Here is an 18,045-nt window from a genome sequence, read left to right as displayed (position 1 = left end):
AGAATCGAGACAGGCCAGCGAGCCGAAACCCGCCGGCCTGAGGCATGCAGGCGCGGCGCCTGCATGCCTCTTCGGCTTACATCTTGAAGTTCAGGCCCAGCGTGAACAGGCGGCCGTTCTTGTAGAAGCCGACCGGAGCGTTCGGCGTACCGTCGTATTGCAGGTAGGTCGAGTCCAGCAGGTTCGACGCATTGAAGCTCAAGCCGATGTTCTGGTTGATCTGATACGACGCCGACAGGTCCAGCGACTTGTAGCCACCGGCGAAGTTCTTGCCCTCAGCACGGCCCACCTGGGTGAAGTAGGACGTGCGGTAGTTGTAGACCAGACGCAGGCTGTACGGGCCCGACTCGTAGTACGGCGCGAAGGTGAACACATTGCGCGACAGGTAGGGCATGTTGAGCCCGTTGCTCGCGTCAGACGTGCTGTACGTGTAGTTCGTCTCCACACCCAGGCCGTAGGCGATGTCCTGTTGGTAGATGAGCGACAGGCCCTTCACCTTGGCATCCGCGGCGTTCACCGGCGAGCTGATGGAGTACGTCTCGACCTTCTTCGTCAGCGGATTGAAGATCTGCTGGTCGTTGGCGATGTTGATGACGTAGCTGCCGACCTTGCGGTAGAACGCTTCGAAGCCCAGCATGCTGCGCGGCTGGAAGTACCACTCGCCGGCCAGGTCGAAGTTCGTCGACTCGTAGGGCTTCAGGTCCGGATTGCCGCCACCACCATTCAGCTTCACGTCGTCACGGCTGACGGAACCGGCCAGATCGCTGTAGCGAGAGCGGGCCAGCACCTTGGCCACGGATGCACGCAGCACCTTGTTGCTGTCCAGGTCGTAGACGAGGTTGAAGCTGGGCAGGAACTTGCGATACGTGTGCTCGGCCGTCGTCAGGACGCCGTTGCCCTGCGAGTTGGTCAGATAGTAGTTGGACGTATCGGTGGTGTTGACGTAACGCACACCGAAGTTGCCGCGGAACTTCTCGTACTCGTAGTTGAACTGCGTGAAGAGGTTCTTGGTCGTTTCCTTGACCAGGAACGAAGAGCCCGCGTCGAAGTTGAATTGCTGAGCGCCAGGCAGGCCGTTCAGGTAGCTCTTGACTGCGTCCGGCGAAGCCGTCGGCCAGCTCGAGATACCGGCATCGACATCCATGCCGCTGAACAGCTTGGAGTCGACCAGAACCGGCGAGAAGTCGGTCAGTGACACGGGAGCCGTCGGGAACAGGCTGTTGCTCATGCGCGTCTTGCCGTTCTCGTGATGCACGAACTTCGCGCCCACCAGAACTTCCTTGATCGGGCCCCAGCTCACGTCCTTGCTGAAGTCGACTTGGCCATAACGCTCGTTGTCGTTCGTGCGGTCGTAGGCGATGCCGCCGGCCTGGTCACCCTTCTTGTCACCGCTCGGGCCATCAAGGCGCCAGTTGCTTGCAGCAGGGTTGTCAAACACGAGCCCAGCCGACTGGGGACCGTACTTGAACGAATAGCCACCGCTCTTGAGCAGGTACTTCATCAGGTACTCGGGCGTGGTGCCCCCGGTCGCCTTCGTGTAGCCGACCTGCGACTTCAGTTTCCACTCGTCGCCGGTGTACTCGTGCGTCAGGTTCAGGCTCTTCGTGGAAAGGTCGCTCGTGCGGTAGTTCGTGTCCAGCTGACCGTAGACGTCGGTGTTTTCCGTAGACGGCTTGTTCGGCACGAACGTGCCGGAGTTGACCAAACCACCCGACACGTTGGCCTGCGTCATGTTGCCGAACTGCACCGGCGTGACGTAGCGAGACTGGCTGAAGTTGTCGTACTTGCCCTTGACGTAGACGCCGGTCAGGTTCAGCTCGTTGTTCTTGTCCACCTTCCATTGCAGCGCGCCCTGGGCGCCATCGCGGGTGCGTTGCTGGTCGAAGAGGCTGCTGTCCAGGCACACCGGAACGCGTGAGGTCGCCGGATCGCCACCGCCGGTGATGGCGGTCGTGTTCTTGATGCCCGCGCCGCTGGTGTAGCCGCAGAAGAACTGCACGCTGGCCTGCTTGAGGCGCTGCTTGTCATGCGTCAGTGCGATCAACGCGCCGAAATCGCTGCTCTGGTTCTTCCAGCTGTACAGGACCGATGCGCGGGGATCGCCTTGCTCGGAGCGATCGTTGTAGAGGTAGCCGACCGACCCGCGCAGCGTGTTCGCCGGCAGGTCCAGCGGCTTGCGCGTGTGGATGATCACCGTGCCACCGATGCTGCCCTCATCAATGCGGGCTTCGGGCGCCTTGTAGACCTCCATCAGGCCGATGATTTCCGGCGCAAGCAGTGTGTAGTTGAAGGTACGGCCACCCTGGGTGTCGCCAGGCGATCCGCCCCAGTCGCCGCTAGCGATCGTCTGGCCGTTGACGAGCACGCGGTTGAGCTGCGGGTCGGTACCGTTGATCGAGACCTTCTCGCCTTCGCCGTAGAGGCGGTCGACCGAGATGCCCGGCAGGTGGGCCAGCGACTCGGCCGCATTGCGGTCGGGGAACTTGCCGATGTCTTCGGCGCTGATGGCGTCAACGATGGAATCGGCGTTGCGCTTGACGTTCATGGCACGTTGAACGCTGGCGCGATAACCGGTCACCAGGATGGTGTCCAGGGCCTCGACCTTGGAGCCGGCGGCTGCGGAGGCAGCGGGCGCCGCAGGAGCAGCTTCCTGCGCCATCGCGGCGGGCCCATAGATCGCCGCAAGGGACGACACCAGGGTGGTTTGCATGAGAAGACGGCGCGGTTTCATCATCGAAAGCCTCTCAGGAGAATGAGGTGAGTGAATGGAGACAGTGCAGAGACCGTTCGGCAGCGGGCTCGTCTGCATGCGCGGCCAAGGCCCCGGCGCGCATCAGATTGGTATTACTAGATGCCGATTGGTATTAAATACGTATTACAAAAACGATGTCAATTTTTTTTGCGGGGCTTCGGCTGCTGTTGGCCTTCGGCGACAGGCCGCGGACAGCAACACGAGGGCGTGAGTCAGCCGCCGCGCGGCGCGGCCTTTTCTGTCGCCCTACGACGCCGTCAATGCAACGTGGCCCCCGCCAGCGAGCGCAGGTTCAGTCGCTCGCGCAGCACCTGCAGCGAGGCGCTAGAACGCAACGGGATGACGACCTCCTCACCCGGACTGATGTCGAGCGAGTTGTCCTGGAGTTCGACGTCGATGTCCCCGAAGTCGATCCACGTCGCACGGGCCAGGAACCTCGATTTGATCGACAGTTTGAAGGCATTGGCACCGCCTGACGGGTCGGCCGAGATGTCGGTCAGAAAGCCCGGATCGGCCAGCTGCAGCGAGCGTGCTGGTGCGAAGTAGACACGCTGCCTCGCAACACTTTTGCCGGCGACGAGCAGCTCGAATTCGGCCACCGTACGACGTGGATCGGCGCCTTGCAGCAGCATCTCGTCCGAGCGCTCCCAGACCGTCGTGACACCCAGCGGCTTAACGGCCACGGCCGCGCGCTCGGCGCGCAGCACGCGCCCGTCGAAATCCATCACGCGCAGCTGCACTTCACCGTTCAATTTATCGACTTTGTCAGATACCACCGAAAAATTGGTATTACTTTCACGGCGCAGCGCGGCGACGGTCAGGTCAGCATAGAAACGACGGGCGTGGAACTGCAGCGCCTTCCAGCGACCGAAGTAGTCCACGCTGGACCACGACGCCCCCGGCCACACGTCGTTGAGCTGCCAGTACAGCGACCCCATGGACCGCGGGCGCTGGCTGCGCAGGTGCAGTGCGGCCAGCTCGATGCCCTCGGCCTGCATGACCTGGCTGAGGTAGACGAAGGACGCGAAGTCCTTAGGCTCGCCGTAGTTCTTGCGGATGTAGAACAGCACGCGGTCGTTGCCGACATCCGGGCCGACGGCGACACCGAACTTCTGGTGTGCGCGGATGACCGGCGAGTCCAGCCGCAGATCCTCGGGCTTGGCGTACGCGGCGATGGTGCGCATTTCCGGGTAGGACTGCAGGCCGTACTCGGACATGAAGCGCGGCGTCGTGTTCAGGAAGGTCTCGGCCGGCGCGGAGCCGCCCCACACGCGCCAGAAGTGCACATCGCCATCGTCCATCTGGCTGGACGGGCCCTCCAGGTCCACGCCGGGCGACGTGGCCCAGTACGGCACGTCGGGCGCGTAGCGCTGCACGACGCCGCGCAGCACGTCGCCGAACAGCTTGAGGTTGGCGCTCCACAGCCGCTCACGCTCGTCGGGCGACAGACGGTTCTTGAACGCCAGCGTGCCATCCCAGCTCTCCCAGTCGGCCTGCACCTCGTTGTTGCCGCACCAAAGCACGATGCTCGGGTGGTGGCGCAGCCGGCGCACCTGCTCGACGGCCTCCTGGCGCACGTTCTCCTGGAACACGGTGTCGGCCGGCAGGATGGCGCCGCCGAACATGAAGTCCTGCCAGATGAGGATACCCAGCGCATCGGCCTCTTCGTAGAACGCATCGCTCTCGTAGTAGGCGCCGCCCCACAGGCGCAGCATGTTCATGTTGGCGCGGCGGGCCGTCTCCAGCATGGCGCGCTGGCGGGCGCGCGTGACGCGGCTCGGAAAGCTGTCCAGCGGGATCATGTTCGCGCCTTTGGCGAACACCGGGATGCCGTTGATGACGAAAGCGAAGCTGCGGCCCCAGGCGTCCTTCTCGCGGCGCAGCTCCACGGTGCGCAGGCCGGTGCGGCGCTCGGCGCGGGCCAGCTCCTCGCTCTCCTGCGTCAGCGTGGCGCGCACCGTGTACATCGGCTGGGCGCCGTAACCGGCGGGGTACCAGCGCCTGGGCCGCTCAATGCGGATGGGCAGGCTGAACTGGTTGCGGCCCGGCTCCAGCACGACGTCCTGCATCAGCGTGAACGGCTGGCCCTGCGGCGGGGCGACGTCCACCTGCAGCTTCGCGGGGCCGGTGCGCGTCGCATCGACCTCCAGCTCGGCGGCGAGCACGGCGACGTTGGCGTCCACACGCAGCTGGCGCACATGGAAGTCCTCCACGCGCGCGGTGTTCCAGCTCTCGATGCGCACCGGCTTCCAGATGCCCAGCGTGACAAAGCGCGGGCCCCAGTCCCAGCCGTAGTGGTACTGCGCCTTGCGCACATAGGTCGCGGAGTTCACGCCCTTGGGCTCGTCGCCGAACTGCGAGTCGTAGGCGCCGGGCAGCGCGTAGGGCTGCTTCTGCAGCCAGGGCTGCATGCGCTTGATGGGCGACTGCAGGCGCACGACCAGCGTGTTGTTGCCCGCCTTCAGCAGTTCCTTCGCCGGCAGGCGCCAGCGTCGGAACATGTTGTCGGTCGATGCCAGCGGCTGGCCGTTCAGCGTGACCTGCGCAAACGTGTCCAGCCCGTCGAACACCAGCTCCACATGCTTGCGCTGCAGCGTGCCGCCGTCGAGCCGAAAGTCCAGTCGGTACTCCCAGTCCGACAGCCCGATCCACTGCAGCCGGCCTTCGTTGTCGGCGGCGAAGGGGTCAGGGATGAGCTTGGCGTCCATCAGGTCGGTCTGCACCGAGCCAGGCACGGTCGCCGGACGCCAGTCCACCACGTCGGGATGGGCCTTCGCGGCGGACTCGTCGGCCAGGCGGAACTGCCAGCCGGCGTCCAGCGCCTGCGTGTGCACCTGCGCCTGGGCCCACGGCGCGGAGCAGGCCAGCAGGGCCACCATCGCGCCGGACCGGCAGGCCTGGACGCAGCGGACAAGGAAGGGAGTGAAGGACATGGCGCTCTCGGGGCTAGCGGGTGCTGGGCACGGTCAGCAGGAGCCGTGCGGTGTCGATGGCATACAGCGGGCCACTGATGGGCGCGGTGAAGCGCAGGCACAGGTCATGGGTGCCCGCCACGGGCGGCAGTGCTGCGGTCAGCGTCAGCGTCTCCAGCGCGGTGCCGGGCGGCAGCGGCAGCCGGGCCAGCAGCGGGCCGGCGCAGTCGTCCTGCCGCACTTCCAGCTCGCCTTCGGGCGTGCTGGCGGGATGCTGGATGACCTTGACCGCGTCGTGCGCGAGGCCGTAGTTGCGCGCCAGGCGGCCGGCATCCACGCTGACGGCGCGCACGCCGTCCAGCCGGGCCTGCGGGTAGATCCAGCAGGCGTCCATGAGGTTCACGTTGAACACCGGCGCCCAGTCCGTTGCGTCCGGACGCAGCGGCACGCGCAGGCCCATCTCGCCGTTGGGGCAGGCGCGCAGCTCGTTGCTGCTGCGGGCCAGCAGCGCGGGCACGTCGAAGCGGCGCTCGCGCACGGCGGCGAGCGCCTGGCCGGCAGCATCGAAGGCTGTGGCGCGCAGCCGGGCCGGCAGCGCCACAACGACGGGCTCGCCCGGCCGGGCGACGAGGCTCGGCGCCATCGGCGTAGGTTCGCTGCCATCCAGCGTATAGCGAATCTCGCCATGGCCGACCTGGTTGGACAGGCGCACCGGCGCCTGGCCGGCGGCCAGCATCGCGGCCTCTCCGCCGTCGACGTCGAACTGCACGGCAAAGGCGCTGTCGGCGGCGTTCACGCCCTGGCGCAGATAGCGGGCCCGCTGCAGCGCCAGGCGCGGCAGGAAGCCGGACCAGTCACGCGCCGAGGCCGGCGACCACGCCACCTCGGCCAGCGCAGCGATGCGCGGGAAGATCGCATGCTCGCGTTGTCGACGCGATGGCATGTACTCGGTCCACAGCGCCGCCTCCAGGCCCAGCACGTGGCGCGCGCGCTCGGCGTCCAGGCCTGCCGGCATCGGGTCGAAGGTATAGACCTTCTCGATGGGCAGCTGCGCCAGGCGCCCCTCGGGCTCGTCGCCGCGCGCGCTCTGCAGGTTGTCCAAGTAGAGCGAGCCGGCGGGTGCCAGCACCACGTCGTGGCCCTGGTTGGCTGCGGCGACGGCGCCCTCGGTGCCGCGCCAGGACATCACCGACGCACCGGCAGGCAGGCCACCTTCGAGGATCTCGTCCCAGCCGATCAGGCGCCGGCCGTGCTTTTCCAGGTAGCGACCGATGCGGCCGATGAACCAGCTCTGCAGCGCCTCCTCGCTCGTCACGCCCAGTGCGCGCATGCGCGCCTGAACCGTGGGCGAGGCCTTCCATTGGTCCTTGATGGCCTCGTCGCCGCCAACGTGGACAAAGGTCGACGGAAACACCGCCATGACCTCGTCCATGACGTTCTCGACGAAGCGCAACGTTGCCTCGTCGGCGTTGTAGAGGTAGGGGTTGACGCCCCAGTCCACCGACACGGCGGGCCGCGGGTTGCGACCCGGGCCGTCGCCGATGTCGACGCCCACTTTCGGGTAGGCGGCCACGACAGCCTGCGCATGGCCCGGCATGTCCAGCTCGGGCACCAGCGTGATGTGACGTGCCGCGGCGTAGGCCACCAGCTCGCGTAGCTGGGCCTGCGTGTAGAAACCGCCGTAACGGGCCGGCTCGCCGCCGGGCGGCGTGCGCCACGCGCCGATGCGGGTCAGCTCCGGGTAGCGCTTGATTTCCAGGCGCCAGCCCTGGTCGTCGCTCAGGTGCAGGTGCAGCACGTTGAGCTTGTGCAGCGCCATCTGGTCGATGAGCGCCTTGACCTCGTCCACCGGCGCGAAGTGCCGCACGACGTCCAGCATCAGGCCGCGCCAGCCGAAACGCGGGCGGTCGGCGATGTGCAGGCCCGGCAGCGTGACGGCGCCCTGGCCGCCGTCCGCGGTCAGCAGCTGCCACAAGCTCACGCCGGCATAGAACAGACCGGCATCGCTGCCGGCCTGCAGCGTGACGCCACCGGGCGCCACGTCGAGTTGATAGGCCCCGTCCGTCGTGCGACTGGCGGCATCGCGCCGCAGCACGATGTCGCCGCGCGTACCGCTGCGCACAAGCAGCCGCAGGCCGCGGTCGCGCAGCGCCATCGTCGCCAGCGTGTCGGCCACGCGACGCGCGGCGCGGTCACCGGCGGGCACCGCGATGACGGCGCCCGGCGCCAGCCGCAGGCCGGCGTCGCTGCGCACGACCTCGGCGGGCATCGGCACGAAGGGCAACGGAGGCACCAGCGCCGACGGGGGCGCCCCGGCTAGCGCCGCCGTGCCGAAGACCAGCGCGGCGGCCGCGAGCACGGCACGCAGCCGCGAGGCGGTGGACGAAAGGGGCTTGTGCATGGTGCCGGGCTCTCAGCGCCGCGACAGCGGCAGTTCGTCCCACACGGCCGGGTCTTCGGCGCCGATCACCCAGGCGCTGAAGCCGTCGATGCCCGATTCCTTGACCAGCGCGTAGCGCTCGCGGAAGCCGCGCGCATCGGGCATGAACACCCATTCGCGCATCTGGTCGCGCTCGAACCAGTAGTACGACGTGCGGTCGTCCTCGTCCCAGCGGATCTTCACGTTGTACATCTGGGCCAGCGGGATGGATTCGTCGGCATCGATGTAGTCGCCGACGATGTTCGGCGCTTCCTTGCCGTCCTCGCGCACCGGGTTGCCGGTGGACCAGCGGTAGCCGTACAGCGCAATGCCCAGCGACAGCTTGTTCTTGGGCACGACCTTCAGCGCGTAGTCCAGGTGCTCCTTCATCCAGCGGTAGCCGTCCACCGGGCCGGGAGCGGTCCAGCGGGTGTGCTGGTCATAGGTCATCAGCGAGACCAGGTCGGTCACCTTGCCCAGCGCTTCCAGGTCATAGGCGCCGCGCCAGAACTCCCACATCCACTTGGAGAACGGGCCGCGGCCCGAGGTGCCCGGCGCGTTCGGCACGACGGCCACGCTGAGCTTCAGGCCCACCTTGTGCAGCGCATCGGCCGTGCCCTTGGCCATCTTCGTGAAGGCGTCGCGGTCAGTCCAGGCGATGTTCTCGAAGTCGTACTGGTAGCCGACGTAGCCGTTCTCCTTGGCCGCACGCAGCAGCGACGCATTCATGCGCGCCTGCGCCTGCTCGTCGTGCATGAGCTTGTGGAAGCCCTCGCGGTTGGTCGTCATCGACAAGATGGGCATGACCGGCACGCCCTTGTTCTTGGCGAGCTGCAGCACGAAGGGGTTGGGCGCACCGTTGACGAGGCCGGCCGCATCGACGCCGTACCACGTGGGTACCAGCAGGTCGACCTTGTCGGCATGGGCGACGAAAGCGTTCACCGACTTCTGCGTCTCCATCATGTAGAAGAGCGCGCGAGGGGCGGCGAAGGCCTGCTGCGCAAAGCCCGCGAGGAGCGTCAGCAGCACCAGCGCGGTCCGCCGCAGCGGCCGCAGGAAGGAGTAAGGGGACATGGGAGCGTGTCGGGGTTGGAGATTCAGGGGAAAAAGATGCGCGGCGCTCAACGCGCCTCGATCTTGAAGACGTAGGCGTGGCGGCCGACCGGGTCCTTGGGTAGCCGCAGGTGCAGGCCGGCGGCGTCCTGCGTGAAGGGGATGGCGCTGCCGTCGGCCAGCAGCGTGACGCGCTGGACCGGCGCCGACAGCGCGCTGGGCGCGAGCGACCGGATCAGCACCTCACTGCGGCCGTCGGCCTGCGCCTGCGGCCAGCCCAGGCCGATCGCGTAGAGCACCGCCCCCTTCGTCGTGAAGCGGAAATCCTCCGGCGTGTAGGGCTTGGCGTTGCGGTCCTGGAAGGTGCCGCCGACGACCTCGGTCGGGCCCTCGCCGAAGCGCGTCCACGGGCGACTGCCATAGATGGCCTCGCCGTTGACCTTCAGCCAAGCACCCATCTCCAGCAGGATGTCGCGCGCCTCGTCGGGGATGCTGCCGTCACCGCGCGGGCCGATGTTCAGCAGCAGGTTGCCATTCTTGGACACCACATCGATAAGCTGGTGCAGCAGCTGCGTGGCGGGCTTGTAGGTGTCGCCGTCGATGTAGCCCCAGGACGCGTTGCTGATCGACGTGTCGGTCTGCCAGGTCTGCGGCTGGATGCCGATCATCTGGCCGCGCTCGACGTCGTAGGTGCCAGCGCCCTGCGGGAAGGCGTTGAGCTTGAAGTCGATGACGGTCGGCTCGCCGCGCTTGGCGCCCTGGTTGTAGTAGTAGGCAGCAAAGCGCGGCATCGTGTTGACGCGCATGCTGGCGTGGCCGATCCACCAGTCGAAATACATCAGGTCCGGGTGGTAGGCGTCCACCAGCTCGGCGGTGCGGGCCAGCCAGTCGTCCAGCCAGGCCTGCGACACGGGCGTCCAGTCGTGCGGCAGGTCGCCGTCGTCCTTGCCGTGCAACACGCGCAGCTGGGCGGGGCCGTACAGCGCGGCATAGCGCGGGTCGTTCACGTCGGATGCGATGTGGCGGCCACCGTCGAAGAACCAGTTGTGCTCGGCACGGTGCGACGAGGTGCCGAAGCGCATGCCCTCGGCACGGATGGCCGTGGCCAGCTCGCCCAGCACGTCGCGCTTCGGGCCCATCGTGGCGGCCGTCCAGTCACTCAGCTTCGAGCGGTACATCGCGAAGCCGTCATGGTGCTCGGCCACCGGCACTACGTACTTGGCGCCCGCCTGCGCGAACAGCTTGGCCCAGCCCTGCGGGTCGAAGCGCTCGGCCTTGAAGCGGGCGATCAGGTCCTTGTAGCCGAACGTCGACTGCTTGCCGAAGGTGGCGATGTGGTGCTCGTAGGGCTTGCTGCCTTGCTGGTACATGTCCCGCGAGTACCACTCGTTGCCGAAGGCCGGTAGTGAGAACACGCCCCAGTGCACGAAGATGCCGAACTTGGCGTCGGCATACCAGGCGGGCGTCTTGTAGGCCTGCAGCGAGGTCCAGTCGGCACTGAAGGGGCCCGTTGCGATGCCGCTGTCCACGCGCTGCAACACGCGGGTGCGTTCGCCGTCAAACTTGGCGACCGACTGGCGCCAGATGCGGTCGATGTCAGCGGGCGACAGCGTGGCGGCCGTCGGCGCGGTCGGGTCGGCGGGCGGCTGGGCCTGCGCCCAGGCGGGCGACGCCAGCGCGGCGCCGATGGCGCTCAGGGCCATGAAGCGGCGGAGAGTCGATGCGGGCATGGGGTGAAGGTCTCGCGAAAGGCGTTCAGGGAGGTTCAGTGCGGCGCACTCGCGGCGGGCGGCTGGGCCGGCGCGTCGGCGGGATAGGGCGCCGCGCCCAGGCGCAGGGCGGCTTGGTCCAGCTGCGTCTCCAGCGCCTGCGCGCCATCGGGCGCAAACACGCGCAGGCGCAGGCGTGCGGCCACCAGGTCCTTCTGCACGGGCCAGCGGCCCTGCAGCGTGAACGGCGAAGACAGGTCAGGCAGCTCCTGCGTGCCCTGGCCCAGCAGCCGGCCGTCGCGGTCCAGCATGCGCCATTCGGCGCGGTAACCCAGCAGCGGGTAGGACGGCAGCTGCGTCGGCGCATTGGCCTGTAGGCGCGCCTCGAAACCGGCCAGGCCGTCGCCAGCCCAGGTCCAGGCCAACTGCGCGCCCAGCGGCGCGTTGCGCTGCTGGTAGGCCATGTACGAGGGCTTGCGCTGGCGGTTCTCGTCCACGACGCCATGGTCCACATGGCCGGCGGTCTCACCGACGGCTAGGTTGCGGTGGGACTTGTAGTCCTGGTAGATCCAGAAGATCGCGCCGGCCACGAAGTCGCGCCGCGCGAAGGCGTCCAGCTGCTGGCGCAGGTTGGCGATGCGCTGACGGTCCGCCTCGGCCGCATCGGGCGCAAAGGGGCCGACATAGCCGTACTCCGAGATGACCAGCGCCTTGTCGGGGTAGGTCTTCTGCATGAAGTCCAGCCACGGCTCGACCTGCTCGGCGCCACCGCTCCAGCTGCCGAAGTAGGCATTGGCCATGATGAAGTCGGCCTCATGCAGCGCGGCGCTGTCGGGCCACGGCGCGATGCTGACGTCGGAATCCGCGAAGGTGAAGAAGCGCTGCGGGTCCAGCTCGCGCACCAGCGCCTTCATGCGCCGCACATAGGCCAGGCCGCCAGGCAGCCGCGCATCGCTCTCGTTGCAGACGCTCCACGCGAAGATGCTGGCGTGGTTGCCGTCGCTGGCGATCATCTCTGCCAGCATCTGCTGCGCCAGGGTCAGCACGCGCGGGTCCTTCATCTGCGCTTCGCTGAACTGCCACATCGGGATCTCGGGCACCAGCAGGATGCCGTGGCGGTCGGCGTAGTCCAGCACCGCAGGATGTTGCGGGTAATGCACCGGCCGCGTCAGCGTGGTGTGCAGCGCGCGCAGGTCGTTCCAGTCGTGCAGGACGGTGCCGCGAGTCTCGGCCAGGCCTTCCCACGGCGAGTCCTCGTGACGGGTCAGGCCGGTCAGGCGCACGGGGCTGTCGTTGACCCACAGCTTGCGGTCGCGCAGCTCGATGCGGCGCAGGCCCAGCGTGTCGCTGCGCAGGTCCAGCACTCTGCCGTCGCCGTCCTGCAGCTCGCTGACGACGCGGTAGAGCTGACCGTCGCCGATGTTCCACAGCCGCGGTTCGGCCAGCGCCAGGCGCAGCTCGGCCGTGGCCTTGCCCTGGGCCGGCAGGGCCAGCGCCTCGTGGGCGCTGGCCGCCGGGCTGCCGTCCGGCGCATAAGCCGTGACGACGAGCTTGAAACGACGTGATCGGGTGCTGGCGTTCTCCAGGGCAACCCGGGCGCTGACCTGGGCCGGCTCAATGCCGACGCGGCGGCCGGCCAGCGGCCCGGTCAACGTGGCGCGCAGCGTCTGGCGGCGGATGACGGCGCCATCACCGACGCTCAGCCAGACGTCGCGCACGAGGCCGCCGTAATGCCACCAGTCGTACCAGACGCTGCCGCTGCCGGCCAGCCTCATCGCATGGCCGGGAATGCTGTGCGCGCTGGGCCGGTTGTCGATGGCGACAGCCAGCAGGTTGGGGCCGTTGCGGCGCAGCTGGCGACTGATGTCGAAGGCATGCGCCGTATGGCCGCCCTCGTGCTGGCCGATCTCCACGCCGTTGAGCCACACGCGGCTGCGGTAGAACGCAGCGCCGAAGTTCAGCTCCACGTGCGCGTCATCGCCCAGCGACGCAGGCAGGTCCAGGCGGCGGAAGTACCAGCCCGTGCCCTCGAAGTCAGCATCGGCGCCGACGTTCCACGTGTGCGGCACGCTGACGCTGCGCGTGTCGCGCGGCTGGCTGCGCGGCCAGCCGGCGGCCACACCCTCGTCGGCCGGGTCAGTGCGGAACTGCCAGCCGTCGTTCAGGTCGATGCGCGTGGCGGCCGACGCGGGCAGGCTGCACAGCGACAGCAGCAGACCAACGGCGGCGATGAAAGAGAAGGCTCGCATGACCAGGCTCAGCGGCGGCGCGGCGGCGCGGTGGAGCCGCGCACGACCAGCTCGGGCGTGAAGATTTCGGCGATGGGCTCGGCGGCTTTGCCGGACTGCGTCTGGCGCACGCGCTCGATGAGGCGCAGCGCCGCGCGCCGGCCGATCTCGACGGTGTCCTGCCGCGCGGTCGTCAGCGGCGGCCAGCTGAGCTGGGCGAAGGGGCTGTCCTCGAAACCGGCGATGGCCAGGTCGCCCGGCACGTCGAAGCCGACCGAGCGGGCCGCCGCCAGCACGCCGGCGGCGATCTCGTCGTTGCTGCCGAACACGGCCGTCGGTGGCGCGGTGAGCGCCAGCAGCTTGCGCGCGCGGCGGAAGCCCGAGTTGAAGTTGAACTCGCCTTCCAGCACGAGCCCGGCATCCACGTCGACGCCGTAGTCGCGCATCGCGTCCATATAGCCTGCGTAGCGCTGCACGCTGGACTGGTAATAGCTGTCGCCCCACAGGAAGGCAATGCGGCTGTGGCCCAGCTGGATCAGGTGCTCGGTGATGGCGTGCGCCGCACGGCGGTCGTCCACGCGCACGCTGTCCTGCACGTCGCGCGGGTCCTCGCCGGCCGACACGATGCGGATGACGACGACGCCATGCGCCGCCAGCGCCTCGATGAGGTCGCGCTGCTCGGACATCGGCGGAGCCAGCACGAGGCCGGCCAGGCGAGAGCGCTGCACCAGCGCCAGCAGCTCCTGCACCGAGCCGTGCGCCGGCGTGCTGCACGGATGGATCTGCAGGCCGTAGCCCTGCTCGCGGCAGGCCGACAGGACGCCGTTCTGCAGGCTCACGAGGTATTGCGCGTTGGGGTTGCTGTAGACCAGGCCGATCGCGAACGAGTGCGCGCTGCGCAGGCTGCGCGCGAGCGGGTCGGACTGGTAGTTCAGCGCGGCGATCGCCTGGCGCACACGCTCGCGCATCTCCGGTCGCACGGCGGGGTCGTCGTTGATGACGCGAGACACCGTCTTCAGCGACACGCCGGCCGTCTCGGCCACGTGCCGGATGGACACACGCGGCGGCGGGGTGACGCGGGTCACGCCGGCGCCCTCCTCGGCATCCGGCGCCGCGGCTGCGGGCGGGAGCTTGCGCCTGTCGGTCACTCGGCCTTCCCCTTGCCCAGGCCGACTCGGTGGCCGACCAGGCCGTAGAACAGGATGTAGAGGTAGCAGGGCACCATCAGCGCGGCGAACACCAGCTGGAAGTGGTGGTGCTCCTTCAGCACGGCGAAGGCCTGCGGAATGATCGCGCCACCGGCGATGCCCATGATGAGCAGCGCCGAACCACGCTCGGTCGCGGGGCCCAGGGCGCGGATGGCCAGCGGGAAGATGGCGGGCCACATCATTGCGTTGGCGAAACCCAGCGCCGCCACGAAGCCGACCGACACGTAGCCATGCGTCGCATAGGCGCACAGCGAGAAGACGATGCCCAGCGACGCGGAGATGGCCAGGTAGCGCTGCTGCGAGATGAACTTCGGGATCAGCACGAGGCCGGCCACGTAGCCCAGCAGCATGGCCACCAGCGTGAAGGACGTGAAGAACTTGGTCTGGTCGGCCGGCAGGTTGAAGCCGGCGCCATAGGTGCCGATAGCGTCGCCCGCCATGACTTCGGCGCCGACGTAGACGAACAGGCACACGACGCCCAGCCACAGGTGCGGGAACGAGGTCAGGCTGCGTTCGGTGGCACCCTCACTGCGGTTGACGTCGGAGGCGCGGATGTCCGGCAGCGGCGAGCGCAGGATGCCCACGGCCAGCACCGCCAGCACGCCGGCCATGACCATGTAGGGCGCGTGCACCTTGTGCGCGAAGCCGTCCAGCAGTGCTTCGCGCGTGGCGGCGTCGGCCGTCTGCAGGCTCTGCGCGAGGCCACCCACGTCGGACAGCACCACGGCGCCCAGCAGTAGCGGCGCCAGGATGCCGGCCACCTTGTTGCAGATGCCCATCCACGCGATGCGCTGCGCGGCGCTCTCGATCGGGCCGACGATGCTGATGTAAGGATTGGCCGCCGTCTGCAGCAGCGACAGGCCAGCGCCGATGACGAAAAGGCCTGTCAGCGCGCCGGGGTAGACGCGCATCGATACGAACTGGCCGAACACCACCGCGCCGGCGGCGATGACGAGCAGGCCCAGCGCCATGCCGCGCTTCATGCCGATGCGCTTGAACACGGCAGCCGACGGCAGCGCCAGGAAGAAGTACGACAGGTAGAACGCCATCGGCACGAGGAAGGCGTTCACGTCATCGAGGTTGAACGCCAGCTTCACGAACCCGATCAACGGCCCGTTGATCCACGTGAAGAAACCCATGATGAAGAACAGCAGGCCAATGATGGCCACCGGCCCCAGGGGCGCACGGGTCGCGGAAGACGTTTGGGATCCAGCAGCGGGCATTCAATGACTCCGAGAGGAGCAGCGGCGGCGTGGGCCGGGTGGGGTCTGCACGCACCTTCTGCTCATGAACAGACTCGTTTATCAATCTTCATGACACTGTTGTCAATCGGGTCAGTGCAGGGCCAATTTCGAGCCAATCGACCGCTTTTCCCCATGAGAAAAAGCAAACTCAGCGATTTGCGAGCGTGCCGCCGACCCAACATTCAAGGGAAAACCCCAGTCATACAACGACTGCGACAACGGAGGCTGGCCGATGTTGACAACATTGTCATTGGCCACTGAAACTCCGCGGCCATGCTGTCCTCGCCCCCCTCACCTGCACGCCGCCCGGAAGAGCCGGGCTCCTACTTCCTGGCCGCCGATGTCGGCGGCACGCACGCCCGGGTGGGCCTGGCGCGCAATGTTCGGGACCAGGGTGGCGCCTGTCCGGTCGAGCTGCTGCACCGCGAGGACTACGTCTGCGCCGACTGGCCCGGACTCGGCGACATCCTGGTGGACTTTGTCGCCCGGTTGGCCGCCACGCCGTGGCGAGACAACGCCCCCACGGCCTGCGTGCTAGCGTGCCCCGGCTATGTGCAGGGCGACCAGGTCGTCAACCGCAACCTGCCGTGGCCGGTGGTCTCCATCTCGCAGATGCAGGCCCAGCTGGGCATGGCCGACCTGACGGTCATGAACGACTTCGAGGCCCTGGCGCATGCCGTGCCCTATGTGCAGCCGGCCGAGATGCGCCCTCTGATGACGGCCCAGAGCGCCACCGGCGGGCTGGCAGCCGGGCCTATCGTCGTCATGGGCCCCGGCACGGGCCTCGGCTGCGCGGCCATCCTGCCCGGGAGCCCGGCGCCGCAGGTGCTGCCGACCGAGGCAGCCCACGTGGCGCTGGCGGCCAGCACGCCGCGCGAGCTGGACATCCTGCGCGTGCTGGCTGGCGACGACCTGCACGTACCCGTCGAATCGGCGCTGTCAGGCCCCGGCCTGTTGCGCCTCTACCGCGCGATCTCCACGCTGCGCGGCGAGACGCCCACGCTGCAGACGCCGGCCGACGTGACGGCCAGCGCGCTGGAACGGCGCTCCGACGCCGCGCTGGAGGCGCTGAACACCTTTTGCGCGCTGCTCGGCAGCTTCGCAGCGGACCTGGCGGCGCTGTACGGCGCACAGGGCGGCATCCTGCTGGCGGGCGGCATCCTGCCGAAGATCGAAGCCTTCCTGCAGCAGAGCGAGTTCCGCAAGCGCTTCCTGCACAAGGGCGTGCTGAGCCCCTTCCTTGAACGGGTGCCCGTCCACATCATCAGCCACGGCGACCTCGGCGTGCTGGGCGCCGCCTGCTGGTTGGAAGGCCGCGCGGCGCGCGCCTAAGCGCGGGCTGCGATGACGGGCCGCAGCGCGGCCAGCGCCGCCGCCCCCATCGCGATCGCCCAGGCCACCAGCGCCCAGCCGGCCACCTGCTGGTCGCTGACGAGGTAGTTCACGCACAGCTGTTGCTCGGCGTCCAGGTAGAGCAGGCCGGCCGTGGCCGTCATCCACGCAGCATTGGCCAGGAAGAACGCCGCGACGACCGGCGTGAACCGCGGCCGCGCCAGCCGCAGCATGCCACCGGCCGCGAGCCACGAGCCGTACTTCAGCAGCGCCACGCCGGGCTGCAGCAGCGCCAGGTCCAGCGCCGCGGGCACCATCCACAGCGCGAGGACCGCGGACGCCGTCGTCGCGGCAAGCAGGCCGCCGGCATCCAGCCACTGAAGCAGCCGGCCCGGCCAAGGCAGGACACCGGCCAGCCATGCGCCGGCAGCCAGCAGCATCGGCAGCTCCGCCGCCATGTGCAGGCTCATGCGGCTCTCCAGGCCGTCACGCACGCCGGGCCAGGCCAGCAGCAGCGACAACAACAGGCCGGGCCACCAGCGCTTCATGGCCTCCCCGCGTCCAACCGCGCGGCCAGCGCCACCGCGGACGGCCAGTCAGCAGTATCAAAAATCCCGGCGACGTGGCCTTGCCGGTCGACGACATGCAACGCACCGTTGTGCACGAAGCCGCCCAGCCCGTCGGGCACGGCGATGACTCCCAGCGCGCGGCGCACCCGCAGGCCGTCGTCCACACTGCGCGGCGCAGCGACCGTCCAGAGCGGCGCCTGTGCACGGTGGCGCGCGGCGTAGCCCGCCAGTGCCGGCGGCGTGTCCCGTGCGGGGTCGATGGAGACCGACATCAGCCGCACGCCCGGCGCCTCGCGCCGGATCAGTTGCTGCGCCTGGAAGAACTCGGCGCCGAGCGACTGGCACACAGACTCGCAGTTCGTGTAGATGAAGTCCACGATGCGCACCGGCCCGCCGGCGGGCCACTGCAGCGGCCGGCCCATCGCATCGATGACGGCCATCGCCGGCCATCGCAGCTGGCCGCTGGCGGCCTGCTGGCGGCGCAGCGCCTCGAATGTCCAGTGCTCGAAGCCGTCAGTGAGCCGCTCCACCGTCGCCACGAACAGCGTGAGCACCGCCGCGCAGGCGAGCACCGTTCCGACCAGGCGCTGCGGCCCCGGACGCGTCGTCGCCATGGCGG

Annotated in this window: 11 protein-coding genes; 1 reads left to right on the top strand and 10 read right to left on the bottom strand. The window is 68.4% G+C overall.

The genetic code is table 11. The features are described from left to right. Positions 1-76: 76 nt before the first annotated feature. The 8 genes from LXT13_RS05560 to LXT13_RS05525 form a co-directional block, all read right to left on the bottom strand. Positions 77-2,710, bottom strand: coding sequence for a TonB-dependent receptor (locus tag LXT13_RS05560; RefSeq protein WP_233370656.1), 2,634 nt, complete (start codon positions 2,708-2,710; stop codon positions 77-79). A gap of 299 nt (positions 2,711-3,009) precedes the next feature. Continuing rightward, positions 3,010-5,685 carry a beta-mannosidase gene (locus LXT13_RS05555; RefSeq protein ID WP_233370654.1) on the bottom strand — a complete coding sequence of 892 codons (2,676 nt, stop codon included), beginning with the start codon at positions 5,683-5,685 and terminating at the stop codon, positions 3,010-3,012. A gap of 13 nt (positions 5,686-5,698) precedes the next feature. Next, the gene (locus LXT13_RS05550; protein WP_233370652.1) at positions 5,699-8,065 is read right to left on the bottom strand and encodes a beta-N-acetylhexosaminidase; all 2,367 of its coding nucleotides are present in this window, start codon (positions 8,063-8,065) and stop codon (positions 5,699-5,701) included. A gap of 12 nt (positions 8,066-8,077) precedes the next feature. Then, positions 8,078-9,157: a glycosyl hydrolase family 18 protein gene (locus LXT13_RS05545; protein WP_233370651.1), complete on the bottom strand. Its 1,080-nt coding sequence runs from the start codon at positions 9,155-9,157 to the stop codon at positions 8,078-8,080. A 47-nt stretch (positions 9,158-9,204) separates the two neighbouring features. Further along, positions 9,205-10,866 carry an alpha-L-fucosidase gene (locus LXT13_RS05540; protein WP_233370650.1) on the bottom strand — a complete coding sequence of 554 codons (1,662 nt, stop codon included), beginning with the start codon at positions 10,864-10,866 and terminating at the stop codon, positions 9,205-9,207. A 35-nt stretch (positions 10,867-10,901) separates the two neighbouring features. After that, complete coding sequence (locus tag LXT13_RS05535; protein WP_233370648.1) at positions 10,902-13,094, bottom strand: glycoside hydrolase family 2 protein; 2,193 nt, start codon at positions 13,092-13,094, stop codon at positions 10,902-10,904. Between the two features lie 8 nt (positions 13,095-13,102). Continuing rightward, on the bottom strand, positions 13,103-14,221 hold the full coding sequence (locus LXT13_RS05530; protein WP_233370646.1) for a LacI family DNA-binding transcriptional regulator: 1,119 nt from the start codon (positions 14,219-14,221) through the stop codon (positions 13,103-13,105). Next, positions 14,218-15,504, bottom strand: a complete 1,287-nt coding sequence (locus tag LXT13_RS05525; protein ID WP_233370644.1) for a sugar MFS transporter — start codon at positions 15,502-15,504, stop codon at positions 14,218-14,220. The genes LXT13_RS05530 and LXT13_RS05525 overlap by 4 nt, the downstream gene beginning before the upstream one ends. A 294-nt stretch (positions 15,505-15,798) precedes the next feature. Between LXT13_RS05525 and LXT13_RS05520 the strand changes: the two genes are divergently transcribed. Next, positions 15,799-16,857, top strand: coding sequence for a glucokinase (locus LXT13_RS05520; RefSeq protein ID WP_233370643.1), 1,059 nt, complete (start codon positions 15,799-15,801; stop codon positions 16,855-16,857). Here LXT13_RS05520 and LXT13_RS05515 read toward each other — a convergent pair. After that, on the bottom strand, positions 16,854-17,405 hold the full coding sequence (locus LXT13_RS05515; protein ID WP_233370641.1) for a hypothetical protein: 552 nt from the start codon (positions 17,403-17,405) through the stop codon (positions 16,854-16,856). The two genes, LXT13_RS05520 and LXT13_RS05515, sit on opposite strands and share 4 nt — an antisense overlap. Continuing rightward, positions 17,402-18,040, bottom strand: coding sequence for an SCO family protein (locus LXT13_RS05510; protein WP_233370639.1), 639 nt, complete (start codon positions 18,038-18,040; stop codon positions 17,402-17,404). Before LXT13_RS05510 ends, LXT13_RS05515 begins: the two co-directional genes overlap by 4 nt. Positions 18,041-18,045: the final 5 nt, after the last annotated feature.

The organism is Pelomonas cellulosilytica (assembly GCF_021353265.1).
Lineage (GTDB): Bacteria > Pseudomonadota > Gammaproteobacteria > Burkholderiales > Burkholderiaceae_C > Pelomonas > Pelomonas cellulosilytica.
This window is presented reverse-complemented; position numbering and strand designations above follow the sequence as displayed.